The organism is Aurantibacter crassamenti (assembly GCF_016811105.1).
Classification (GTDB): Bacteria; Bacteroidota; Bacteroidia; order Flavobacteriales; family Flavobacteriaceae; genus Aurantibacter_A; species Aurantibacter_A crassamenti.
Map to the genome: position 1 here is coordinate 623,939 of NZ_JAFBGM010000002.1, position 26,302 is coordinate 650,240.

Annotated in this window: 25 protein-coding genes; 18 read left to right on the plus strand and 7 right to left on the minus strand. The window is 34.5% G+C overall.

Annotated elements, in window-relative coordinates; genetic code table 11:
- The first annotated feature begins 165 nt into the window (after positions 1-165).
- The 15 genes from JQC67_RS15335 (at position 166) to JQC67_RS15405 (ending at position 17,093) form a co-directional block, all read left to right on the plus strand.
- Entirely contained in the window at positions 166-786 is a 621-nt protein-coding gene (locus JQC67_RS15335; protein ID WP_203253797.1) for a tRNA (guanine-N1)-methyltransferase, read from the plus strand.
- Positions 787-821: 35 nt separating this feature from the next.
- Positions 822-1,265, plus strand: coding sequence for a GNAT family N-acetyltransferase (locus JQC67_RS15340; RefSeq protein WP_203253798.1), 444 nt, complete (start codon positions 822-824; stop codon positions 1,263-1,265).
- Positions 1,266-1,291: 26 nt separating this feature from the next.
- A complete protein-coding gene (locus JQC67_RS15345; RefSeq protein ID WP_203253799.1) occupies positions 1,292-1,885 on the plus strand; it encodes a GNAT family N-acetyltransferase in 594 nt (197 codons plus the stop codon).
- 12 nt (positions 1,886-1,897) lie between these two features.
- Positions 1,898-2,572, plus strand: a complete 675-nt coding sequence (gene trmD, locus JQC67_RS15350; RefSeq protein ID WP_203253800.1) for a tRNA (guanosine(37)-N1)-methyltransferase TrmD — start codon at positions 1,898-1,900, stop codon at positions 2,570-2,572.
- A 144-nt stretch (positions 2,573-2,716) separates the two neighbouring features.
- The gene (gene rplS / locus JQC67_RS15355; RefSeq protein ID WP_203253801.1) at positions 2,717-3,067 is read left to right on the plus strand and encodes a 50S ribosomal protein L19; all 351 of its coding nucleotides are present in this window, start codon (positions 2,717-2,719) and stop codon (positions 3,065-3,067) included.
- Positions 3,068-3,776: 709 nt separating this feature from the next.
- Complete coding sequence (locus tag JQC67_RS15360; RefSeq protein ID WP_203253802.1) at positions 3,777-5,996, plus strand: NADP-dependent isocitrate dehydrogenase; 2,220 nt, start codon at positions 3,777-3,779, stop codon at positions 5,994-5,996.
- Between the two features lie 119 nt (positions 5,997-6,115).
- Entirely contained in the window at positions 6,116-8,515 is a 2,400-nt protein-coding gene (locus tag JQC67_RS15365) for a TonB-dependent receptor (protein WP_203253803.1), read from the plus strand.
- 3 nt (positions 8,516-8,518) lie between these two features.
- Positions 8,519-9,355, plus strand: a complete 837-nt coding sequence (locus tag JQC67_RS15370) for a DUF4249 family protein (RefSeq protein ID WP_203253804.1) — start codon at positions 8,519-8,521, stop codon at positions 9,353-9,355.
- Between the two features lie 93 nt (positions 9,356-9,448).
- The gene (locus JQC67_RS15375) at positions 9,449-9,676 is read left to right on the plus strand and encodes a DUF6095 family protein (protein WP_203253805.1); all 228 of its coding nucleotides are present in this window, start codon (positions 9,449-9,451) and stop codon (positions 9,674-9,676) included.
- Between the two features lie 311 nt (positions 9,677-9,987).
- On the plus strand, positions 9,988-11,385 hold the full coding sequence (locus JQC67_RS15380; RefSeq protein ID WP_203253806.1) for a Gfo/Idh/MocA family protein: 1,398 nt from the start codon (positions 9,988-9,990) through the stop codon (positions 11,383-11,385).
- Between the two features lie 19 nt (positions 11,386-11,404).
- The gene (locus JQC67_RS15385; protein ID WP_203253807.1) at positions 11,405-12,217 is read left to right on the plus strand and encodes a 3-keto-disaccharide hydrolase; all 813 of its coding nucleotides are present in this window, start codon (positions 11,405-11,407) and stop codon (positions 12,215-12,217) included.
- An 8-nt stretch (positions 12,218-12,225) separates the two neighbouring features.
- Complete coding sequence (locus JQC67_RS15390) at positions 12,226-12,906, plus strand: 3-keto-disaccharide hydrolase (RefSeq protein WP_203253808.1); 681 nt, start codon at positions 12,226-12,228, stop codon at positions 12,904-12,906.
- 15 nt (positions 12,907-12,921) lie between these two features.
- Positions 12,922-14,385 (plus strand): Gfo/Idh/MocA family protein, encoded by a 1,464-nt coding sequence (locus tag JQC67_RS15395; protein WP_203253809.1) that lies wholly within the window; start codon positions 12,922-12,924, stop codon positions 14,383-14,385.
- 23 nt (positions 14,386-14,408) lie between these two features.
- Entirely contained in the window at positions 14,409-15,248 is an 840-nt protein-coding gene (locus tag JQC67_RS15400) for a sugar phosphate isomerase/epimerase family protein (protein ID WP_203253810.1), read from the plus strand.
- Between the two features lie 78 nt (positions 15,249-15,326).
- Positions 15,327-17,093, plus strand: coding sequence for an SGNH/GDSL hydrolase family protein (locus JQC67_RS15405; RefSeq protein ID WP_203253811.1), 1,767 nt, complete (start codon positions 15,327-15,329; stop codon positions 17,091-17,093).
- A 3-nt stretch (positions 17,094-17,096) separates the two neighbouring features.
- Here the strand turns inward: JQC67_RS15405 and JQC67_RS15410 are convergent, their stop codons facing one another.
- On the minus strand, positions 17,097-17,783 hold the full coding sequence (locus tag JQC67_RS15410) for a DUF4294 domain-containing protein (RefSeq protein ID WP_203253812.1): 687 nt from the start codon (positions 17,781-17,783) through the stop codon (positions 17,097-17,099).
- A 103-nt stretch (positions 17,784-17,886) separates the two neighbouring features.
- On the opposite strand from JQC67_RS15410, the gene JQC67_RS15415 reads away from it, so the two are divergent.
- Positions 17,887-18,975, plus strand: coding sequence for a M42 family metallopeptidase (locus tag JQC67_RS15415; RefSeq protein ID WP_203253813.1), 1,089 nt, complete (start codon positions 17,887-17,889; stop codon positions 18,973-18,975).
- A gap of 108 nt (positions 18,976-19,083) precedes the next feature.
- Complete coding sequence (locus JQC67_RS15420; RefSeq protein WP_203253814.1) at positions 19,084-19,635, plus strand: NUDIX hydrolase; 552 nt, start codon at positions 19,084-19,086, stop codon at positions 19,633-19,635.
- On the opposite strand, the gene hisS is transcribed toward JQC67_RS15420, so the two are convergent.
- From hisS to rpsF, 5 genes are all read right to left on the minus strand, one after another.
- The gene (gene hisS, locus JQC67_RS15425) at positions 19,627-21,003 is read right to left on the minus strand and encodes a histidine--tRNA ligase (protein WP_203253815.1); all 1,377 of its coding nucleotides are present in this window, start codon (positions 21,001-21,003) and stop codon (positions 19,627-19,629) included. The genes JQC67_RS15420 and hisS overlap by 9 nt on opposite strands.
- Before the next feature lie 152 nt (positions 21,004-21,155).
- A complete protein-coding gene (locus tag JQC67_RS15430; protein ID WP_203253816.1) occupies positions 21,156-21,632 on the minus strand; it encodes a DUF6495 family protein in 477 nt (158 codons plus the stop codon).
- A 98-nt stretch (positions 21,633-21,730) separates the two neighbouring features.
- Positions 21,731-22,189 carry a 50S ribosomal protein L9 gene (gene rplI, locus JQC67_RS15435; protein WP_203253817.1) on the minus strand — a complete coding sequence of 153 codons (459 nt, stop codon included), beginning with the start codon at positions 22,187-22,189 and terminating at the stop codon, positions 21,731-21,733.
- A gap of 12 nt (positions 22,190-22,201) precedes the next feature.
- Positions 22,202-22,498: a 30S ribosomal protein S18 gene (gene rpsR, locus JQC67_RS15440; RefSeq protein ID WP_153755009.1), complete on the minus strand. Its 297-nt coding sequence runs from the start codon at positions 22,496-22,498 to the stop codon at positions 22,202-22,204.
- Positions 22,499-22,503: 5 nt separating this feature from the next.
- Positions 22,504-22,845, minus strand: a complete 342-nt coding sequence (gene rpsF, locus JQC67_RS15445) for a 30S ribosomal protein S6 (RefSeq protein ID WP_203253818.1) — start codon at positions 22,843-22,845, stop codon at positions 22,504-22,506.
- 231 nt (positions 22,846-23,076) lie between these two features.
- On the opposite strand from rpsF, the gene JQC67_RS15450 reads away from it, so the two are divergent.
- Positions 23,077-23,769: a LytR/AlgR family response regulator transcription factor gene (locus JQC67_RS15450; RefSeq protein WP_203253819.1), complete on the plus strand. Its 693-nt coding sequence runs from the start codon at positions 23,077-23,079 to the stop codon at positions 23,767-23,769.
- Between the two features lie 63 nt (positions 23,770-23,832).
- Here the strand turns inward: JQC67_RS15450 and priA are convergent, their stop codons facing one another.
- Positions 23,833-26,289: a replication restart helicase PriA gene (gene priA / locus JQC67_RS15455; protein WP_203253820.1), complete on the minus strand. Its 2,457-nt coding sequence runs from the start codon at positions 26,287-26,289 to the stop codon at positions 23,833-23,835.
- Positions 26,290-26,302: the final 13 nt, after the last annotated feature.

The window sequence follows — 26,302 nt, forward strand, 5'->3', positions numbered from 1 at the left end:
CATTACTTAAATTTGTAAATACACCTAAATATTATTCTGTATTTTTGCAAATGCATAATGAGTTTGAACGAAGCTTATGATCAATTTTTTTTCTTAATTGATAATATTCAATTACTTTAGTCCTTCTCTAAATCAAATAATTAATTTTTAAGACCTATTTTGAAAATGAAAGGTAATAAAATACTTACTATCGTAATTGCGCTTCTAGCATTTAACCTACAATTTGCGCAAGATACAGATGATTCAGATTTGTCATTAGACAAAGGTACAATTGACAGCCAATTTGATTATATATCTAAAAAATCAGGTAACTTTAAAGGTGTGAACGGTGCTCGTTATGAAGCTGTTCGAACCTTGTCTTTAGATAAATTACGCAAAAATGTAATAGATACTTTAAAGGCTCAATATACCAATGCATCTGCACTACAAGCAACAATTTCGGGACATGAGTCTACAATTGAGTCTCTAAATAAAAAATTAGATGAGACAACAACCAATCTTACTTCAGTAACTGAAGAAAAAGATTCAATGTCTTTTTTAGGAATCATGGTTTCCAAAATAACATATAATACCATTTTGTGGTCTATTATAGCAGGTTTACTTGGTTTCATGTTATTCTTTATGTACAAATTTAGAAGCAGTAATATTCTTACACAAGAAGCCAAATCAAATTTATCTGAATTGGAGACTGAGTATGAAGACCACAGGCGAAGAGCTCTAGAACGAGAGCAAAAAATAAGTAGACAACTACAAGACGAGATTAATAAGTACAAAAAAACAAAATAATTTAAAAGCTCCGTTCGGAGCTTTTTTTATATCCTATGATTAACATTCACCAAGCTACCATTGAGGATATTCAAGAAGTAGCATCATTATTTGACAAGTACCGCATTTTTTATAAACAAGAATCAAATTTAGAAGCTGCTAAAGATTTTCTTCATGAAAGATTAACTAAGAATGAATCAATCATATTGATAGCCGTAATTGATAATAAAGCAGTAGGATTTACGCAACTATATACTTCTTTTTCATCTGTTTCTTTACAATCTACCTATATTCTCAATGACCTATATGTTTTAGATTCCCATAGAAAAAAAGGAATAGGCGAAGCACTTTTAAATAAAGCCAAAGAATTATGTAAAGTTAATAATTTCAAAGGTTTAGCACTATCTACCGCAATAGACAACCCAGCGCAACAGTTGTATGAGAAGCTAAATTGGCAAAAAGATTCAGGCTATTTTCACTACTTTTGGACTGCTAAATAAATATTCAATTTTTAACAGAATTTACAATGAGTGCTTGGCTTAAAGAAGTAGAATTAATTGGTGAAGTTGTTAAATTAACACCTTTGAAAGCTTCTCACAAACAACAGCTATTGGCAGCGGCAAGTGATGGCGAATTGTGGAATTTATGGTACACGTGGGTTCCGTCAAAAAATGATATTGACTCGTTTATCGAAATTGCGCTTGCTCAAAAAGAAAATCAAACTGCGTTACCTTTTGTAGTTATTGATTTAAAATCAGACAAGGTGATTGGTACAACACGTTTTATGAATGCAGATAGCGAAAACCGAAGATTAGAAATTGGATCTACTTGGTATGCTGCAAGCTCACAACGCACAGGTATTAATACAGAATGCAAATATCTACTACTGCAACATGCATTTGAAAAATTAAATTGTATAGCTATTGAGTTTAGAACCAACTGGTTTAACTATCGCTCAAGAAATGCTATTTTAAGGCTTGGAGCAAAACAAGATGGAGTACTAAGAAACCATAGAATTGATTCAAATGGAATTTTGCGAGATACGGTAGTATTTTCAATAATTTCAATGGAATGGCCAGTGATTAAGAAGTCATTGAAGTATGAAATAGACAAACACTAGCAGATAGACCAAATGAGAATTGATATTATAACAGTATTACCTGAACTACTAAAGAGTCCGTTTGAAGCTTCTATTTTAAAGCGGTCAATTGATAAGGGTTTGGTAGAAGTACATTTTCATAATTTACGTGATTATACTGATAAGAGTTACAATCAAGTTGATGATTATCAATTTGGTGGTGGTGCTGGTATGGTTTTAATGATAGAGCCAATAGATAAATGTATCACATCATTAAAATCAGAAAGAGATTATGATGAGATTATTTATATGACTCCAGATGGTGAAACCTTAAATCAGAAAATGGCCAATAGCATATCATTATTGGGTAATATAATAATACTCTGCGGACATTATAAAGGAGTTGACCACCGCGTTAGAGATGCATTTATCACCAAAGAAATATCTGTTGGTGATTATGTTCTTTCAGGCGGTGAATTGGGCGCTGCCATACTAGCAGATGCCGTAATTCGATTAATACCAGGGGTTTTGAGTAATGAAACATCTGCTTTAACTGATACTTTTCAAGATGATTTATTGGCACCTCCTGTATTTACGCGTCCTGCAGAATATAAAGGTATGGCCGTTCCAGAAGTACTTTTAAGTGGAAATTTTCCTAAAATAGAGGCTTGGCGAGAAGAGCAAGCACTTAAAAGAACTGAAAAGCTTAGACCTGATTTACTGCAGTAAGTGAGCATTACACCATCCTGGGAGAATAAAATTCATTAAAAATTACTTGCAGGTTCTAATTTTAGAACTATTTTTGCATCCTGTTTAATCAACCTCTGACGAAATACGTGAATGTTGATTGAGGTAAAATGCTAAATAAAAGCAATGGATTCATTAATAAAATTTGTAGAAGAAGAGTTTGTTCCAAGAAAGGAATTTGCTGAATTCTCTTCTGGTGATACAATCACTGTTTATTACGAAATTAAAGAAGGTGAAAAGAAACGTACGCAGTTCTTTAAAGGTACTGTAATACAAAGACGTGGCTCAGGAGCTACTGAAACTTTCACTATTCGTAAAATGTCTGGTACTGTAGGTGTTGAACGTATTTTTCCTGTTAACATGCCTGCTTTACAAAAGGTAGAAGTTAACAAGAAAGGTAAAGTACGTAGATCACGTATTTTCTACTTCAGAGGTCTTACTGGTAAAAAAGCAAGAATTAAAGAAGTTCGTTCTTAATAACTTCTCTGAAATCATATTGAAAGTCCCGTTACGTACATACGTAACGGGACTTTTCTGTTATCAACATTTGTTAATAACAGAAGTTCATAACCTGTTGATCTTTAATTCATTGAAGATTTTGGATATTAGAGAGAAATTTACTACATTTAGAATGCGGTTATAAAGATATGCCTGTCGATGGCTACTCAGCGAACCGTTGTAAAGTTTACGTTCTTTATATTGTTGTCTAATTTTTAAGCGGATATATTTAGGTATATTCATTAAAAATGAGCATTTATTTAAAAAGCTGTGGTTTTTTATCGATAGATGTGAACAAATTGAATAAACTGTAATTAACAGTAGTTAATTATAAAGAGTTCAGGTGTAAAGACTTCAAGAAGAAATACATGATTAAGTTGCTTGGTTTGTTAATTAAGAACTTATAGTATTTCAAACGTTAACATGACATAGTCTGGTGAATGCAATCATTGGTTGCCTATCGTATACGTACGAAGCAGAAAGTTTACCTACTATCTCAAAAACCCAAAACAATGTACTTGTACAATGTTTTGGGTTTTGTTTTTTAGCGAAATACCGTACAAAAACTAGTGCTCTTTTATTAATTGTACATTTTAGCACAAAAGTGTTTGATATTGCCATACAGTCCTATTATTCCACACATTTAAAATTGTATATTTGCTCCGCTTAAATTAAACTACATTTTCGAATGCCAAAAATTCTTTACACACAAACTGACGAAGCACCCGCTTTGGCAACTCAATCTTTTCTACCCATTGTAAAAGCCTTTACCAAAACATCAGGCATTGAAGTAGAAACAAAAGATATTTCTTTAGCCGGTAGAATAATCGCAACTTTTAATGATTTTCTTAAAGAAAATCAAAAGCTCACAGATGACCTTGCTGTATTAGGGGCTGCGGCAAAAACGCCAGATGCAACAATCATCAAGCTACCAAATATTAGTGCTTCAGTGCCTCAATTAAAAGAAGCAATTGAAGAATTACAACAAAAAGGGTATGCCCTACCCGATTATCCTGACGAACCTAAAAACGATTCTGAAAAAGAAATCAAAATTAGGTATGACAAAATTAAAGGAAGTGCCGTAAACCCTGTTCTTCGTGAAGGTAACTCTGATAGACGAGCACCGAGAGCGGTTAAGAATTATGCGAAGAAAAATCCGCATTCAATGGGGGCTTGGAGCGCAGACTCTAAAACTCATGTTGCCACTATGGGCGCTGGGGATTTTCAAGCAAATGAAAAGTCAGTAACAATCACCGCTGCTACTGATATCGAAATTGTTTTAGATGCTAACAATGGCAGTAAACAAATTTTAAAAGACAGTATTAAATTACTAGATGGTGAAATTATTGATGCCACTGTGTTAAGCAAAAAGGCGTTAATAGCATTTTTACAAGAACAAGTAAAAGATGCAGCTGACAAAGGTGTGCTGTTTTCTTTACACATGAAAGCAACAATGATGAAGGTTTCAGACCCTATCATTTTTGGTCATGCAGTTGAAGTTTACTTTGCTGATGTTTTCAAAAAACACAGTGAAACTTTTGAATCTTTAGGCGTAAATGCAAATAATGGTCTAGAAACACTTCTTGGAAAATTAGAAAGCCTTCCTTCAGATAAAAAGAATGAAATAAAAAATGACATTGCTACCGCTATTGAAAACGGACCTGACTTAGCAATGGTGAATTCTGAAAAGGGAATTACAAATTTACATGTGCCAAGTGATATTATTATTGATGCTTCAATGCCAGCAATGATTAGAAATTCTGGTCAAATGTGGAATGCTGCTGGTCAAGCACAAGACACAAAAGCCGTTATACCTGATAGTAGTTATGCAGGCATATATACTGCAACTATTGATTTCTGTAAAAAGCATGGTGCGTTTGACCCTACAACTATGGGTACCGTACCAAATGTTGGACTAATGGCTCAAAAAGCTGAAGAATATGGTTCACATGATAAAACTTTCGAAATTTCAGAATCAGGTACCGTAAATGTTATCGATAAAAATTCAGGTATCGTTTTAATTTCACACGAAGTTGAAGAAGGTGATATCTGGAGAATGTGCCAAGTGAAAGATGGTCCAATTGAAGATTGGGTTAAATTGGCAGTTAGCAGAGCAAGAGCTTCAGACACACCAGCAGTTTTTTGGTTAGATGAAAATCGTGCTCATGATGCTGAATTAATTAAAAAAGTTAATGCGTATTTACCTGATCACGATACTTCAGGACTTGATCTTCGTATTTTATCACCTATTGAGGCAACTCATTTTACATTAGCAAGAATTAAAGAAGGCCAGGATACCATTTCTGTTTCAGGAAATGTGCTTCGTGATTATCTAACTGATCTTTTTCCTATTCTTGAATTAGGTACAAGTGCAAAAATGTTGTCTATTGTACCTTTAATGAATGGTGGAGGTTTATTTGAAACAGGTGCAGGTGGATCAGCACCAAAACATGTGCAACAGTTTTTAGAAGAAGGCCATCTACGATGGGATTCTTTGGGAGAATTTTTAGCACTAGGCGTAGCACTTGATTTTTATGGTGAAAAGTATAACAATCAAAAAGCTCGAATTTTAGGTGAAGCCTTAGATGCCGGAACTGAAAAGTTTCTACTAAATGACAAATCTCCTTCTAGAAAAGTAAATGAGCTTGACACCAGAGGAAGTCATTTTTATTTAGCCATGTATTGGGCTGAAGCTGTTGCGAATCAAAGTGAAGACGCTGACTTAAGAAAGACCTTTACTAAAGTTGCTGAAGAACTAAAAAATAACGAAAGCAAGATAGTTGCAGAATTAATTGATGCTCAAGGTAAAGAACAAAATATTGATGGGTATTATAAGCCATCTGATAGTTTAAGATCTTCATCAATGAGACCAAGCGCAACATTAAATGCTATTTTAAGTAGCATATAGTCTATGCGATAAATTATTACTAAGACCTTCACCTAACCGGTGAGGGTCTTTTTATATACCTCATATAAACTTTCATAAAGCCGTAATTATAAGTAGTTTTATATAAAATTGCTCCTTCTATGAAAAGATTGACCATAGCTAGCTTCACAATTATTTTCTTGTGCTCGATACTCAGTTATGGCCAACAGAAATTTACCATCAGTGGTACTATTACCGAAGCTTCTAGTAATGAAACACTAATTGGAGTCACAATACTAATTCCTGAATTAGCAACAGGCGTGACTACCAATCAATATGGATTTTATTCAATTACAGTTCCTGAAGGAGACTATCAAATTTATATAAGTTATCTAGGGTTCGAAGAAATCAATCATACCATATCATTAACTGAAAACATCAAATTAAACTATCAATTAATAGAGACAGCAGAAGAACTGGATGAAGTTGTTGTCACCCAAAATGTAGAAAAACTTGACATTCGAAAACCTCAGATGAGTGTAAATTCATTAAAGGTTGAAACCATAAAAAAAATACCCGTTATTCTAGGAGAGGCCGATGTAATAAAGGCTATTTTATTGCTGCCAGGTGTTACCAACGCTGGTGAAGGAGCTTCAGGGTTTAATGTTCGCGGTGGGTCTGTAGATCAAAACTTAATTCTTTTAGATGAAGCCGTCATTTTTAATTCATCACATTTATTCGGATTCTTTTCAGTTTTTAATCCAGATGCTATAAAGGATATTAAACTCTATAAAGGCGGTATTCCTGCGCGTTATGGAGGAAGAGTATCTTCAGTTTTAGATATTTTCCAAAAAGAAGGAAATAGTAAACAAATTAAGGTCAACGGAGGTATTGGTGCTGTGGCCAGTAGACTATTAATAGAAGGACCAATTAAAAAAGACAAAGCTGCATTTTTGGTTGGTGGTAGGGCATCATACGCACACCTATTTCTTCCACTATTTGATGTTGACAATTCTGCTTATTTCTATGATTTAAACACCAAGTTGAACTACAATATTAATGACAAGAATAGCATTTTTCTTTCAGGATATTTTGGTAGAGATGTTTTTAGTATATCTGAAAGCTTTGTAAATACTTATGGTAATATGGTAGGTAATTTCAGGTGGAACCATTTATTTTCAGATAAGTTATTCTCCAATTTATCTTTAATTTATTCGGATTACTATTATGGTCTTAAATTAGATTTTGTAGGATTTAATTGGAACTCAGGCATCCAAAATTTCAATTTAAAATATGACTTAAAGCATTATGTTAACGATAAGTTACAAATCAATTATGGTATCAATAACATATATTATAGGTTTAACCCCGGTAAAATTGAACCTAGCAATGAAGAATCTGGTATAGTCGCCGAACAATTAATTCAAAAATATGCTAATGAATTTGCAGCCTATATAGACATAGAACATGACCTTACAAAAAATTTAAGTTTAGAATATGGGCTTCGTTTCAGTAATTTTATGCGCCTTGGGCAAGATGAAATAAACGTCTATAGCAACAACAATCCAATTATTTTTGATCCGCAAACGCTTGTTTATAGTAAAGCAATACCGGAATCCGTTGCGCAACCAGATAGAAATGCAAGCTTAGCAACTTATAATAATTTTGAGCCGCGTATATCTGCTTCATACGTAATTAACGATAAAGCCTCTGTAAAAGCGAGCTATACACGGTTAGCCCAATACTTGCATTTACTATCAAACACCAGCTCCCCTACTCCTTTGGACGTATGGACACCCAGTGGTCCATTTGTCAAACCCCAAATTCTTGACCAATATACAGCCGGTTATTTTAGAAATATAAAAAATGGTGATTATTCATTAGAAACAGAAGTTTTTTATAAGAATATAAAAAACCGTATTGACTATATTGATGGGGCAAATCTAATTGCCAACAATGCAATTGAACAAGTTATACTTAATGGCAAAGCCCGAGCATATGGTCTAGAATTGTTATTACGAAAAAATGAGGGCGCATTACAAGGTTGGTTAGCGTATACACTCTCCAAATCAGAACAAAAAACACCAGGACGAAAATCAACTCCTGAATTAGAAAGGTCAAATTTTGAAACTGGAATTAACAATAGTGAATGGTATAATACACCTTTTGACAAAACACATGATTTTTCAATATTTGGCAGCTATGAGTTAAATGAAAAATGGAGTATTAATTCAACTTTCGTATATCAAACTGGGCAACCAACGAATTACCCAATTGGCCAGTTTGAATTTCAAGGTTTGTCAATACCTTATTATGGTTTGAGAAACAGTGAGCGCCTTCCAGATTATAACCGAATGGATATTTCGGCCACTTTAACACCCAGAAAAAATTTAAATAGAAAATGGAAAGCTGAATGGGTTTTTAGCATTTATAACGTTTATAATAGAAGGAACGCTGCATCAATAAACTTTAGTAATAACCAAGACACTGGGGTCAATGAGGCAGTACGTACTTCTATATTTGGCATAGTACCAGCAGTAACCTATAATTTTAAATTCTAAAACATGAAAAACTGGCCCTTAGCTTTTATGTTGTTTTTTATACAAATTTCATGTCAAGATGTTATCACCGTTGACCCGCCTACTGAAGCACCAAGATTGTCTGTTGATGCTTTAATTCGTATTGATAAAAGTGAACCATTTACAACTGCAGTAATCAACACTGCATTAACAAGTTCATTTTTTGAACAAATTGAACCTACAGATGTTGATTTAATTACCATAAGTAATTTAGACTATTCAACTAATGAGAATATTTTAGTCTTAAATAAAAACCAATTAGGGCATTATTCTGGAACAAGAGAAACCGCTTTTTTTACTAGCGGTCGTCTTGTTTTAAATATTGAATATGAAAACGTACAATATCAGGCTGAAACTACTTATGCCCCAGCTGTTCCTATTGATAAATTAGAAGAAGGAAGCCAAACACTTTTTACAGGTGATGAAACAGAAATATTGGTTACGGTTACTGACGCCCCAAACCGAACTGACTTTTATCTTTTTGATTTCTCCTTTGATGAATATTTAGTTTCGGAAGACACATTTTATCCAGGTCAAAAATTTCAATTTTCATATTTTTATGAAGGCGGCTTAAAATCAGGTTATGAATTAGAAATAAGTATTCTTGGTATAGACGAACAATTTTATAATTACATGAACCAATTAATAGTTCAAGCAGGCGGTGACCAAGGTCCATTTCAAAGTCCAGCAGCTACAGTACGAGGTAATATTATAAAAATTTCAGACAACAATTCCACGGAGTATGAAAATCAAACTAACGCATACATTTTAGGGTATTTTGCTGTTTCAGAAGAATATAAAAAATCAATTATACTCGAATAATATTTTGTATTCGCATTCTAATTAACAAAATGCATGTTTAGTTCAAATTTCACTTCTGCATTTAATATAATAAATCTGTATTTTTGAATGATTATGAAAACGGATAGATTTCTACTTGTAAAAGGCTTAAAATACATGGGCATTACTATAGCCTTAATGTTCACAGCCCCCGTAATTCTATCACAAGCCTTTAAAAATGTTGGTCATCCATTTTTTTGGCCAATAGTAATAATCGGTGGTTTATTAGCCATTGGAGCAATTGCTGGCGGATTCTATGGCATAAAGGTTATAATGGACGCGCTCTTCTCGAAAAAAAAATAAAATTACCTAAGCTCACAAGGCCAAATCCCTAGCTATTTATTAAATTAGGGCATGAAAAATTTGGGCTTCTTTGATGTCTTCTTACACACCTGTGTATTGTCTATCTTTTCTTCTAGAAATACAGAATTGAAATTACCAGAAAATTTAGTGTTACAATTAAGAATTCTGTTAACCAACATATCGAAGTTTCATATACCACAATCATACACCTTAAACAATCACAATATGCCTTGATTTTTCTACAAAGCGAAATGTATATTTCTACTAAGACCTAAATATCACAAAAAACAAACTAACATAAAGCAATATAAATGAGCAAATTAGACAGAAGAAATTTTATTAGAAAAACCTCATTGGCCGGGGCAGCAATAACAATGGCTCCTACAATGGGAAGTGCTGCTAATTCTTTTACAGAACGACCATTTATGCACAAATATATGGGCGATTTTGCGGCTCCAAAACTAGAAAAAGTTAGAGCTGCTTTCATAGGCGTAGGTCACAGAGGGCCTTCTCATTTACAATTCTTTGCAGGATTAGAAGGCACTGAGATTGTAGCAATATGTGATTTGTACGAAGATTTTGCGAAAAAATGGGGCGAAAAAGCCAAGGAAATTGGTAAGGGCAAACAACATCAAAACATCAAACTATATTACGGTGAAGAGAATAAATGGCGTACCATGCTTGATGAAGTAAAACCCGATGTGGTATTTGTAGTAACCAATTGGGCCAATCATGCACCGATGGTTATTGAAGCCATGAAAAAAGGAGCTCACGCCTTTACTGAAGTGCCTATGGCGTTGACCATCAAAGAAATGTGGGACATTATTGATACGTCTGAGGCAACCGGAAAGCATTGTATGATGATGGAAAATGTAAATTACAACCGTGATGAATTGATGTACCTTAATATGTGTAGACAAGGCGTTATTGGTGAATTATTACATGGTGAAGCTGCTTATATTCATGAGTTACGTTTTCAAATGAAAGAACAAGTACGAAATACAGGTTCATGGCGTACACCGCAAATAGCACATAACAATGGTAACCTATATCCCACTCATGGTCTAGGTCCCGTAGCACAATACATGAATCTCTGTCGAACAGATGATAATTTCAAAAGTTTAGTTTCTTATTCATCTCCATCACGAGGTAGAAAATTATACGAGCAAAATCATATGGAACGGGATAATAAATGGAAAGACCTTGAATTTAAAGGTGGCGATATGAACACATCAATTGTTAAGACCCAGGCAGGTAGAACTGTAATGATTCAATGGGATGAAACAAGTCCAAGACCTTATACACGTCATAATTTAATTCAAGGTACCAAAGGTACTCTCGCTGGTTTCCCCAATAGAGTTGCACTTGAAGGCGGTGTTTTAGGAATAACCAAAGACCATCATGAATGGGTTCAGGGTGACAAGTTAGCAGCGGTTTATGAAAAGTACGACCATCCACTTTACAAACGATTAAATGAGAAAGCTAAAAATAGTGGTCACGGTGGTATGGATGGAATAATGATGTACCGCATAGTTGAATGCTTGCAAAAAGGACTTCCTTTAGATCAAAATGTTTATGAAGGTGCCTTTTGGAGTGCTGTAACACCTTTAAGTGCGGCTTCAGTTGCAAGTGATGGAATGCCACAGGCTTTTCCTGATTTTACCAGAGGAAATTGGAAAAACACGAAACCATTAGATATTATTAGCTAAAATAAAAAGAGACTGAAGAATGAAAAAACTAATTACAATACTTACAATAACTTTAATTCTATTTTCTTGTAAAGAAGCAAAAAAGGAAGAAAAATCGGAAGCAACAGTAGCTACCGAAAATAAAGCAGATGAATGGATATACCTTTTTGATGGAACTTCAACTGAAGGTTGGCGAGGCTATAATGGCAAAACCTTACCTCCAGGATGGGTGATAGAAGACAGCACTTTAACCTTTAAATCTGATTTAGATTTGAAGAAATCGAATGGTTCAGAAGAGGATTATGAAGGTGGAAAAGACATTATTTATGCTGCCGAAGAATTTGATAATTTCGAACTTTATTTAGAATGGAAAATACCTGCTGGCGCTAATAGTGGTATTTTTTATCATTTAAAAGAAGGGTATGATAGCCCTCCTAAGGTTTCACCGGAATATCAACTTATTGATGACCTTGGGTATGCCAAAATGCATCCTAAAGAACTGACTGCCTACAATATAAGCCTTGGGTATACAGACAAACCAGAAGAATTGAAACCATTACAATCAACAGGAGCAGATTATGCAATGCATCCAGCTCCCGCCGATAAAATTCTACATCCAGTAGGTGAATGGAATTCCTCAAAAATTGTATTCACACCCGAAAGAGTAGAACATTGGTTGAACGGACAAATGTTATTTTCTTTTGTTCCTTGGGATGAAGCTTGGACTGAGCAAAAGAATTCTGATAAATGGAAAAATTCTGAAGACTATGGCAAATACAAAACTGGCTATATCGGTTTACAAGACCATTCAAGCCCTATTTGGTTTAGAAACATAAAAATTAAAAAATTATAGCGTCGTTTATGAAAATCAAAAAAAATAGTTTTCTAGCGCTAAGTTTCATGATACTTACATTATCATCTTGTGGTTCAAAAAAAAATCTTCTAAGCGAATCAAGTTTCACGAGCCTTTTTAATGGTGAAAACTTAGATGGTTGGGAAGGCAACAAAGAATCGTATAAGGTTGAAAACGGATTAATTATTATTGACCCAAACGGCGGTGGAAGTGGTGGAAATCTATATACTGCAAAAGAGTATAGCGATTATGTCTTTACGTTTGAGTTTCAATTGACACCCGGCGCAAATAATGGTATAGGGATTCACATGGCTCCAAATGACCATGCAGCTTATGATGCCATGGAACTTCAAATACTTGATGACACGGCTGAGAAATATGCAGAACTTGAAGTATACCAATATCATGGTTCTGTTTATGGCGTAATTCCCGCAAAAAGAGGATCCCTAAAACCGGTAGGTGAATGGAACCAACAAACTGTAACCGTTAAAGGTTCAAAAATTACAATTGTACTTAACGGAACCACTATTGTTGATGGCGATTATAAAGAAGCAGGCAAAAACGGAACATTAGACCACAAAGATCATCCGGGGCTAAATAAAAACAAAGGTCATATCGGTTTTTTAGGTCATGGAGATGTTGTCCGTTTTAAAAATATTAGAATTAAAGAATTGAATACCGAAATATAATTTACACCAAACAAAATGAAGAAACACAAACATAATAACGATAGAAGAGACTTTATAAAGAAGAGTGGTTTAGCAGGTATCGCACTTGCATTAACGCCTTCATTTATAATGAAAAATGCTGGCCCACATGGTAGACTAAGAACTGCACATATTGGTGTTGGTAATATGGGAGGTGAAGATTTAAAAGCAATTTCTTCACATGCCTCGGTTGATGTAACAGTACTTTGCGATGTAGATGCAAACAATTTAGCTGCTGCTAAAAAATTACATCCAAACGCAAAAACGTATTCAGATTATAGAATAATGTTGAAAGAAATGGAAAATGAAATAGATGCGGTTATTGTTTCAACACCTGACCATACACATGCACCTGCTTCAATGATGGCTATGAATTTAAATAAACCTGTGTATTGTCAGAAGCCATTAACACATTATGTTTCTGAAGCTAGGGCAATGAATAAATTAGCCGCAGAGAAAAACTTGGTAACCCAGATGGGTATTCAAGTACATTCATTTTACGATTATAAATTAGCTACTCTTTTAATTCAATCAGGAATTATTGGAAAAGTTCATACAGTGCATGCTTGGTCACCTAAAACTTGGGGTTATGACGGACCTGCACCAGTTGGCGAAGACCCAGTACCTGATACCTTAGATTGGAATCTTTGGTTAGGTACTTCTGCAAAGAGACCTTATAAAAAAGATGTGTATCACCCAGGAAATTGGCGTAAACTAATGGACTATGGTTGTGGCACTTTAGGTGATATGGGAGTTCATATTTTTGATACTCCATATAATGCTCTTGAATTAGATGTACCTAGAACTATTAAAAATGAATGTAGACCAACAACTGGTTTTGGTTACCCAGAGAATAACGTAGTTACTTATGAATTTCCGGAAACTCCGCATACCGCCGAAACATTAACATGGATTTGGTATGATGGCCCTGGTGCACCTAATGATCATGAAGACCTAGTTTTACCAGGTGCTGAAAAAGAGAATTCTAAAAAGAGTAAAAAATCTAAGAAGAAAAAGGAATCTGTAAAAGATAAGATTTCACTTGACGCAAAAATAGCTGGCGCAGGTAAACTACCAGATCAAGGTGCAATGTTTGTTGGTGATAAAGGCCGTTTATTATTACCACACTTTATGCAGTTACCAACAAAAATAGTTAATGGTAAATATGTCGACATTTCTGCAGAAATTGAAGCTGTAAGTAAAGCTAATAATATTGGTGAAATTGTGCGCAATTATGAGTCTGAAGGTCCAAAACACTACCATCAATTTGTTGATGCTTGTTTAGGTAATGGCGAAACTACAGCTCCATTTTCATATGCATCCAAACTAACAGAAACAATTCTTTTAGGTGTAATTGCTGGTCGTTTTCCAAATCAAACATTGCATTGGGACAGCTCTTCTGCTCAATTTTCAGAAAGTGAAGCCAATCAATATTTAGAAGGGGAATACAGAGCGTTTTAATTATTAATTAAACACACTTAATTATGAAAGTATCTAGAAAGAATTTTATTAGAACAGTAGCGCTTGGCACCGTCGGTGCAACTACATCATCATTTGCCGTAGCTTCTAAAAACAATACCACTCAACCAGAAGACCATAAGTTGACTGTTGGCCTTGCGTCTTATACACTTCGCAAGTATAGCTTAGATGAGGTTATTGATATTGCATTAGGTTTAAACCTAACGGATGTAGCTTTTAAAAGTTTTCATCTGCCCTATGAATCAACAGATGAAGAATTACGACTAATAAGTGCTAAAGTAAAAGCTCGTGGCCTAAATCTTTATGGCGGAGGTGTTATTTATATGAAAACTCCAGAGGATATTGAAAAATATTTTAATTATGCTAAGGCTGCAGGTCTTAAAATGATTATTGGAGTAACCACACATGAATTGTTACCTCAAATTGAGAAAAAGGTTAAGGAAACCGATATTAAGTTAGCAATACATAACCATGGTCCTGAGGATGAAATTTTTCCTTCACCCAAAAGCGTTTATGATAAAATCAAAAATCTTGATAAACGTATTGGTCTTTGCATGGACATGGGGCATACATTTAGATTAAATCTAGACCCAGCAGAAGAAATCAAAAAGTACAAGGATCGTTTACTAGATGTACACATTAAAGATATTAATGAACAAAATGCTGAAGGTAAGCCAGTAGAAATAGGACGCGGTAAAATGAATATTCCAAGTCTCTTAGCTGCACTCAAAGAAGTAAAATACAGTGGCATAGTGGGCATTGAATATGAAAAAGATGGTGAGCATGCCAAATTCGGACTTGCCGAATCTGTAGGCTACGTGCGTGCCGTTTTAGATGTGATTTAAAATCTCAAATTTTAACCCTCTATTATTTACTTGATTAATTTTAGAGGGTTTTTTATTTAATTATTACAAAATATAAGCATGAGAACAATCTTAGCTTTACTCTTCTGTTTTCAGCTGAGCATACTTACAGCACAAGATTCTATTATTAAATGGTGGAATCCTGTTACCAATGAATTTCCAGTTATTGAAGGTCAAGCATGGCCAAACGAAGTTGAAACACCATATGACAGACTTCCAGCAAGAGCTGAAAAAACAGTTCGAAAAGCGGTATGGAATCTTTCAAAACATTCAGCCGGTTTAAAAATCAGATTCCGTTCTAATGCTGAAGAAATTATAGTCCGTTATAAAGTCCGGCAGAAAAAAGCAATGGATCACATGCCAGCAACAGGTGTGAGCGGGGTAGATTTATATGCTATAACAAGTGATGGAGCCACTTTATGGGCTAATGGTAAAAGAGAATTCTCAGACACCATTACATATCGTTTTGGTGGGTTGCAGCCCAACGACCGCTATCATGAATTAGGCAGAGAGTATAGACTAGACTTACCCTTATACAATAGCGTAGAATGGATGGAAATCGGTGTACCGACAAACACCCGATTTGAAGCGTTACCAGTCCGAAAAGAAAAACCGATAGTTGTTTATGGAACCTCAATTGCTCACGGAGCTTGTGCAAGTAGACCAGGTATGGCATGGACCAGTATTTTAGGTAGAAATTTAGATAGACCTGTTCTTAACCTAGCTTTTTCTGGTAATGGCAGATTAGAAAAAGAGCTAATTGATTTATTGGTTGAAATTGAAGCTAAGATTTATATTCTTGATTGTCTTCCTAATTTAACCCGTGAAAAACAATTTAGTGATATTGAGATAGAAAATAGAATAATTAACTCCGTAAACCAACTACGCCAAGAAAGACCTGATACACCAATTCTATTAACTGAACATGCCGGTTATTCTGACGGATATATCAATCCTGAGCGAATGAAATCATATACTCGTGTGAATACCATTCAAAAAAACACTTTTGACAAGCTTATTAATAAAGGAATTACAAATCTGCATTATTTGAGCTATGATGAATTAGGCTTGCAACTTGATGACACTGTAGACGGAACCCACCCAAATGATTTAGGTATGATGCATTACGCAGAGGCGTATGAAACCAAACTGCGTGAAATCTTGCAGGAACCTTTAGGTAAATCAACCACTACCCTACCCGTTACGCAATTAAGAGAACCTTATAAGTACGATTGGGAAAAAAGGCATCGACAAATTTTAGAAATGAATAAAACCAATCCTCCTAAAAAAGTGATATTGGCCAATTCAATTATTCATTTTTGGGGCGGTTTACCAAAATCAGAACACGCAACAGAAGAAAAATCATGGGATAACTATTTTACGCCACTTGGCCTTGGTAATTATGCCTATGGATGGGATAGACTAGAAAACGTTCTATGGCGCATTTACCATGGTGAACTTGATGGCTTTAAAGCGGAACAAGTTTTAGGTATGATAAGCACGAATAATCTTCATTTAAATACTAATGAAGAAATTATTGAGGGTCATAAACTCATACTTCAGGCAATACAAAATAGACAGCCTCAAGCAGATATTATATGGTTCGGAATATTACCTAGAAGGGATAACGAAGAACGTGTAGTTCAGTTAAATACTAAAATTAAAGAAACAGCTCTGAATTTTAAGGTTAAATATGCAGATGTTGGTGCAATCTTTTTAAAGGAAGACAATACCATAGATGAATCACTATTTTCGGATGGACTCCATCCTAATAAAGCTGGCTATAAAAAGATGCGAAAAGCCTTGATGCCTTATTTGAAAGAATAGTAGCTACTTTTTTTCGGCAGCATAACTATTCCATTTATTACTCAATGCAGAAAAATCATATTCTAATGCAGATTCTTGCCGTTCAAGTTTAAACTTGGCAAAAGCACGTTGTAGTATATCTTCAATCAAATAATCATCATGTACTACATCAGGATGAAATTCTTCTTTAATACTAATTTTAAACATCTTAGCAGTAGTTTGATACCAAAAAGCACGCCAACCGCTACGTAGTTCTTTTACCAAATCAAAAGCCGTTATTCCTGTTTGGCGATGAACTAATTTCACTAATATTTGACCTTCTGTACGGGTCAATTTTTTAAGCTCATCTGAAAACTCACCTTCTATATATTTCTGTATTTTTTTTGTGTATTTCTTTTTCTTTCTCGTTCGTTTTATTTTGGTCAAACTGTCATTAAGTTCTACCAGTCTATCTGCAGCCATTTTGGCATACGGATATACTTTCAGTGTTTTTCTACGTAAAATATAATAATGTAACTTTTCATCATAATTTTCGAATTTCAATTTGCCAAAAACATACACTTCATCTAAAGAAACCGATGTTCGAAAAATAGAATCGCCTTCTACCATGATTAGCTTCTCAGCAATAGAATCTAAGGGCTTATCCTCAATCTGTGCGAGCAATGCAGACGCTGTTCCTAAAAATAAAATCAAAAAAATATTACGTATCATATACTACTTAGTGCAATTCACCTGCCAAAGTTAACGATTATGGAAGAATGTAATTATTAATTAAACGCGAATATGATTAAGTTTGTATTCAAAATCAATGTAAATGAGTACAAAGAAAATATTGACAAAAAAATCTCTTGAATTTCTAGAGAAATACCTAAATAATGCAGCACCAACTGGTTATGAATGGGAAGGGCAAAAACTTTGGATGGAATATTTAAAACCTTATGTAGATACTTTTATTACAGACACATATGGTTCAGTAGTTGGAGTTATTAATCCGGATGCGAAATACAAAGTTGTTATTGAAGGTCATTCCGATGAAATTGCCTGGTACGTTAATTATATTACGGATGATGGCTTAATTTATGTGATTAGAAATGGTGGCAGTGACCATCAAATAGCACCATCAAAATGGGTTAATATTCATACAAAAGGTGGTATAGTTAAGGGTATTTTCGGATGGCCAGCAATTCACACGCGCAGCCGTGTAAAAGAAGAACCGCCAAAGCCAGATAATATTTTCATAGATATAGGTGCAAAAGACAAAGAAGAAGTATTGAAAATGGGTGTTCATGTTGGTTGTGTAATTACATACCCTGATGAATTTAAAATTCTCAATAAGAACAAATTTGTATGTCGTGCCTTAGATAATAGAGTTGGTGGGTTCATGATTGCCGAAGTAGCTCGACTATTACATGAAAACAAGCAAAAATTACCTTTTGGCTTGTACATTACAAACGCGGTACAAGAAGAGATAGGTTTGCGAGGTGCTGAAATGATTAGCCATACTTTAAATCCTGATGTTGCTATTATCACTGATGTCTGTCATGATACTACCACACCAATGATTGACAAGAAAAAAGAAGGTCATATTGAAATGGGATTAGGTCCAGTAATTTCGTATGCCCCAGCAGTACAAAATAAATTACGTGAACGTCTTATTGAAACAGCCGAGAAAAATAAAATTCCTTTTCAGCGTTTAGCAGCTTCAAGATCTACGGGTACTGATACAGATGCTTTTGCTTACAGCAATGGTGGTGTAGCTTCAGCCCTGATATCATTGCCGTTGCGTTATATGCATACTACGGTTGAAACTGTTCATCAAGATGATGTTGAAAATGTAATTAAATTGTATTATGAGACATTGTTATCAATAAAATCAGGTGAAACTTTTAGCTATTTCGATTAATCTTAATCCAATAGTTACTTAATTCACTGGCATACTTTGCGCAGTTTAGAGACCTTGTCTTATTGATACAGTTTTCTTTACTGCGCTTTTTTTAATTATTTTATTCCGATGGATGAACTTATAGATATTCTAGATAGCAACGGAAAACTCACTGGCAGAACAGCGTTGAAGTCAGAAGCGCATCGCAATGGTTTATATCATCAAACAGTACATGTTTGGTTTTATACTTCAGATGGAAAAATTCTTTTACAACAGAGAGGCAAATATAAAGACACACACCCCTTGCTTTTTGATGTTTCCGTAGCAGGCCATATAGGTGCGGGCGAGCAAATTGAAATCGCAGCACTTAGAGAGGTGCAAGAAGAAATTGGTATATCTATTACCCAAAATGAACTAAAAAAGATTGGTATTTTCAAGTCTGAATTTAAACATAATCAAGATTTGAAAGACAACGAATTTCATCACACTTTTTTATGCGAATTAAATCATTCGTTAGATAGTTTAACAAAACAAGAAAGTGAAGTAGAATCGTTAGCACTTATTCGCATAAGTGAATTTAAAAAAGAGCTTAAAGACCCTATTTTACAGAAAAAGTATGTATCTCATACTTATACTTATTTCACAACAATAATTAATGAAATAAATGCACTATTAAAGTGATTGAATAAACTTCTCTGGATTTTTTAAATCATAAGTTTCTTGGGTACCAGAAGACATATTCTTTACGATAAACGTACTATTTTTAAGTTCTTCTTCACCAAGCAAGATTACAAACGGTACGTTCTTATTGTTTGCAAACTTAAATTGCTTTTGAATTTTACTATTAGAAGGATACAAATCAGCTTTTACACCAACTTTTCTCAGACTATTGACCAATCGTAAAGCAGAAAGCGCTTCAGTGTCCCCAAAATTCAAACAAAGCACTTGAAGTGATTGATCTACCGATTCAGGAAATAATTCCAACTCTTCTAAAACAAGGTAGATACGATCAAGGCCAAATGAAATTCCAACGCCACTAACATCTTTTAGTCCAAATATTCCGGTAAGGTCATCGTAACGTCCTCCCCCACCAATTGAGCCCATTTTTACGCCATCTGGTGCAGCAACTTCAAAAATAGCACCTGTATAATAATTTAAACCTCTTGCCAGGGTTACATCAATCGTAAGATTTGCTGATTGAAGCCCCATTGATTCAATAGTTTCAACAATAAATGAAAGCTCTTCAACACCTGTACTACCTTCATCTGAATTCGATAATAACTGTTTTAATACAGCTAACTGTTCTTTATTATTTCCTTTTAATGTAAAAAGCGGTGATAGTTTTTCAATAGATTTTTCTGAAATACCCTTTTCAAGCATTTCTTTTATCACTCCATCTTCACCAATTTTATCTAATTTATCTAATGCGATGGTAAAATCAATCAAAAGGTCTTTAGCACCAATAGTTTCAGCAATACCCGATAGAATTTTTCTATTATTTAGTTTTATGGTAGCACCATCTAATTTTAAATCGGTAAACACAGCATCATACAATTGAATAAATTCAATTTCTTGTATAAGTGAATTAGATCCAACAACATCAGCATCACATTGATAGAATTCTCTGAATCGTCCTTTTTGTGGTCGATCAGCACGCCATACCGGTTGAATTTGATAGCGCTTGAACGGAAAATCAATTTCATTCTGATGCATTACTACATACCGAGCGAAGGGCACTGTTAGGTCATATCGTAAGGCCTTTTCAGTAATTTTAGGTGCAATGCTGCTAGAATTCTTAGAACTATACGTAAAATCATCTACTTTGCTTATAAAGTCACCAGAATTTAATATTTTAAAAATTAAGCGGTCACCCTCTTCACCATATTTACCTAATAAAGTGCTTGAATTTTCAAACGAAGGAGTTTCTATAGGCTGAAAACCAAAAGTTTGAAAATGCCTTTTTATTGTGTCAAAAATATAATTACGTTTTGCAACTTCACTGGGAGAAAAATCACGGGTTCCTTTTGGTATGCTTGGTTTTTGAGCCATTGAATAGATTCTTATAACATATGCCCACTTCTTAATTCAGGCACCTATAAATTTAGATAATACTGACAAATATACTCCTCCCCTTTACCATTCCAAAATAGCGGAAGTTTCATTCATAATTTCATGCAAGTTAAACTAAACTGATTGACGTATTAAGAAGTAACAATCACCTTTTCAAACCATTGATAAAGTTCACCTTTTGTAATAACAGCACCTTGTTTAATTAAATTAAACTTATCAAGATTTCTGTCATCTGTATAGGCTTTTGCAGCTGTTAAATATTCAACAAAATCAGACTGCCAATTCTTCTTAAACCATGAAAAACCAAGAGAAGTTGTTAAGTCAACGTCTGGATTCATGACTTTTACAGAAATTAATTTCATTTCTTTTTCAGTACAATGAAACAAATGCATTTGTAGTGCTGATATATTTTCTAGATAAGCAACTTTACTGAGTACTCCTTCCCAAATTAAATCACTAAACACATCAATCTCGTCTTCAGCAACTTCGGGTTTATCTTCTTTCAATTGCTTCCAATCATCACCAGTAATCGATTGCGTAGCTAAAAAGTTGATAAATTCTGGATGTAATTCTTCTAATTGTTGTTTTGTAAGTCTCGTGTATTTCACAATCAGTAGTGCTTTTTAATGTATTATTTAATCCATTTAAACAAAAAAAGAGCCATGCGAACACGGCTCTTATAATCTATTAAAGAAATCTGAAAGATTTACTTAGCCTTAGCGTCAGCAACCACATCAAATGCGAAATCTACCAATACATCTCTATGCAATCTAATTTGTGCATTTGCAGTACCAGTACGTTTTACTGAACCACCTTGTATTTTGACAAATTTCTTATCAATTTTGTGACCTTGCTTTTCAAGTGCGGCGGCTAAATCAATATTTGTTATTGATCCAAACAATTTATCACCAGCACCTGTTTTAGCAGGAATCTTCAATTCTAAACCTTTAAGTGCTTCAGCGGTTTTATTAGCGCTATCTACAACTTCTTTTTCTTTATGAGCACGTTGCTTTAAATTCTCAGCCAAAACCTTTTTAGCAGAAGTAGTAGCCATATGAGCTAAACCTCTAGGAATAAGGTAATTTCTACCGTAACCATTCTTAACAGTTACTACATCATCTTTAAAGCCTAAATGCTCAACGTCTTGTTTTAATATAAGTTCCATCGTACGTTTCTTTTATTTTAACAAATCGCCAACATAAGGCATTAATGCAATGTGACGTGCGCGTTTTACAGCTTGAGCCACTTTTCTTTGATATTTCAACGAAGTTCCAGTAAGTCTTCTAGGAAGAAGTTTACCTTGTTCGTTTACCAATTTCATTAAGAAATCAGCATCTTTGTAGTCGATATACTTGATACCCGACTTTTTAAATCTACAATACTTCTTTTTAGTATTGGTTTCAATGTTCAATGGAGTCAGATATCTGATTTCTCCATCTTTTTTACTTTTTGCTTGTTGTTCTATAGATGCCATATCACTTACGCTTTAGCTGTTTTTAACCTTGTTCTTCTTTTCTCCGCCCATGCAACTGCATGTTTGTCTAATTTCACTGTTAAAAAGCGCATAACACGCTCATCACGGCGAAATTCTTGCTCATAAGGTAAAATCACCTCACCAGGAGCAGTAAACTCGAACAAATGGTAAAAACCACTTTTCTTGTGTTGGATCGCATAGGCCAATTTTTTTAGGCCCCAATTCTCTTTAGAGACCATCTTGCCTCCGTTCTTTTTGACGAAATCTTCAAATTTCTTTACTGTTTCCTCTATCTGAGTATCAGACAGAACGGGATTCAAGATGAAAACAGTTTCGTAATTATTCATATAAATTAATTTTAGGAGCGCAAAAATATGAATATTTTAAGACTAATTCACACGAAAACCGTTTTTTCTTCGTTATAAACAGGAATCATAAAATTTGAACTTAACCTAAATCTTAACCTATCGTCATTGAAAACTACACAGAATACCGTACAATGTTTACAACTTTTGTTGCATTTCAACGTCATTATTATGTAATTTGTCGATGATTTAACCCCACAAATCAAACCTTTTATGAAATTAAGAAGTATAATTGTCGATGATTCGTCTATGCAACGAATGGCTGTGGCGAAATTGGTGAACAACCATCCCAATCTTGCTATGGTGGCAGAGTACAGTAATGCTATTGAGGCCAAAAATGGAATCAAAAATAATCAGATTGATATAATCTTTTTAGATGTTGAAATGCCTATTATCAACGGATTCGATTTATTGGAGTCATTAGAGAACCCACCTCAAGTAATTTTAATTACTGGAAAACCAGATTACGCACTTAAGGCTTTTGATTATGATGTAACAGATTACCTTCATAAGCCAATTACAATGACTCGTTTTGATGCCTCTGTAAAAAGAGCTGTAGCCAAATTTGAGCAAATGCACAGAGTCAATGAAGACGAAGAGCATATTTTTGTAAAAAGTAATCTAAAGAAAAGAAAAGTAATTCTTAATGATATTAAGTGGATAGAAGCACTTGGTGACTATATTAAATTAGTTACTGACGAAGCAAACATCGTTATTCTTTCTACCATGAAGTCTTTTGAAAAGCAATTGCCAGAAGATAAATTCTTAAGAATACACAAATCGTACATTGTCAATTTAGAAAAGATTGAGAAATTCAACAGTAAGAATGTAGAAGTTAGCGGAAGATCAATTCCGTTAAGTAGAAACAAAAAGACTGAGCTTGCAGAAGCGCTGAACAACTTTTAGTTTTTTTGACAATTTATCAACAATAAAAAATCGCTGGTCTTTAATGACTGGCGATTTTTTTATTTAGATATGATCCACATTATAAATTACCCGTACGGATCTAAAACTTCCTATTGCATTAAATGATTTTTCAATCCGTTTGATACTAATTTTTGTTTTAGCAAGAGATTGCCCAGCTGGTATTTTCAATAACACATGTTTTAAATACTGATTTCGTATACGGGCTACCGGCGGATATTCTGGCCCCAATACATTTGAAGCGAAAATATTACGCAGTCCTTTTGCAAACCATTCTGTTGCTTCATTTAACCGATTGTAATCTTTATGTTTAAAAGTAATCTGTATTACCTTATTATGAGGTGGATATTTATACTGCTCACGTTCATACAATTGTTCTTTAAACATCCCTTCAAAATTACCATCTGTTACCTGACGCAGTATTTGATGATACGGATTATACGTTTGAATAATAACTTTACCTCTTTTTTGGGTTCGCCCTGCCCTACCTGCAACTTGTGTCAATAGTTGAAAACTACGTTCATGAGCTCTGTAATCAGGAAAATTCAACAAAGAATCTGCATTCATTATCCCCACTAAACTTACATTTCTAAAATCGAGACCTTTGGTTACCATTTGTGTACCCACCAAAACATCTACTTCTTGCTGCTCAAAAGAGGTAATTATCTTAGCATACGCATGTTTTCCACGTGTAGTGTCTAAGTCCATTCTAGCCACCTTTACTTCCGGAAAAAGCATTTTCAACTCTTGTTCAACCTGCTCTGTACCAAATCCTTTAGTATCAAGTGTAGGACTACCACAGGCCTGACAACTCTCAGGCAAAGCAATATGATGACTACAATAATGACACCGTAGCTGTTTTTTATATTGATGATATGTTAAGCTTACATCACAATTAGGACATTGCGGTGAATGACCACAAGTATCACATTCAAGAATTGGCGCAAAGCCTCTTCTATTTTGAAATAAAATAACTTGCTCACCCAATTCTAATGTCTCAGTAATTTCTAACAACAACCGCTCAGAAAAGTGTCCTTTCATTCTTTTTTTGCGGTGTTGTTCTTTGATATCTACCAACTCCATCTCCGGCATTAACACATTACCAAAGCGCCTAGTAATTTGAGCGTACCCATATTTATTTGACAATGCATTATGATAACTCTCAATACTTGGCGTTGCAGAACCCAACACAATGTTCGCTTTATGCAGGTTACCTAAAACAATAGCACTATCTCGAGCATGATATCTTGGTGCTGGATCAAATTGTTTGAAAGAACTCTCATGTTCTTCATCAACTACAATTAAACCTAAATTAGCAAAAGGCAAAAATAGGGCTGAACGCGCACCAATAACTATTTGCGCTTTAGGCTTACTTGCTAAAACATTATTATATACCTCTACTCTTTCTTGAATATTATATTTGGAATGAAACACGGATACTTTCTCTCCAAAATAATCTTGTAATCGCCCAATTAATTGAGTTGTTAAAGCAATTTCAGGCAGCAAATACAATGCCTGCTTGCCTGCATTGATGCATTCTTCAATCAGTTCAACGTATACCTCTGTTTTTCCTGAGGATGTTACCCCATGCAATAATGCAACCTTATTTTTTTCAAAACTCTGTCGTATAGCCAACAAAGCTTCTTCTTGATATTCGTTTAGTCTTTTTAAGTTTGAAGTATCGCCTTCTCCGTCATAACTAACCCGATCCGTACGAATGAAATATTCTTCTAAAATTTCTTTATCAACTAAAGTCTTGATAATTGCCCTAGATGCTCCACTATTCTTCTCTAGTTCCGCAACTTTTATTGGTTTTTTTGAGGTAGCTTCTAATTGAAAAAGTGATAATATTACTTGGCTTTGCTTCGGCGCACGTTGTAGGTCATTCAAAAGCGCTTCTAATGCAGATTCTGATTGGTATGATTTTCCTAATTTGACATAGCGCACTAATTTAGGACGATATTGCTCGTAAATTTCTTCCTTTAGAATAACAACACCTTTAGTAATTAATTGGTTTAAAATAGGTAATGCATTCTTTCTATCAATAATTGCTGCAACTTCATGAACACGCAACATTGATTGATGCTGCAAGGCTTCATAGACCAAAAACTCATCATCCTTTAGGTCATTTTCATCAACTTCACTTTCTTTATTTAGCAAAACCAATGTTTCACTTTCTAATAAAAAAGCACTAGGCACGGCACTTCTAAAAACCTCACCTAACGTACACATATAATACTCCGCAATCCATTGCCAATGTTTTAGCTGCGTTTCATTGACTAAAAAGGTATCATCTAAAATTTGATGAATTGGTTTGGCTTCATAAATTTCGGGCGGGTCATTATGAACTTTCAGCACCAAACCTGTATAAACCTTTGATTTGCCAAACGGTACCGCAACCCGCATACCAATTGAAAGTACTTGCGCTTCTTCTACAGTTATAGCGTAGGTAAATTGTTTCTCTAAAGGAATTGGTAATATGACGTTGACAAAATACTGCATAGGGTTATTTATG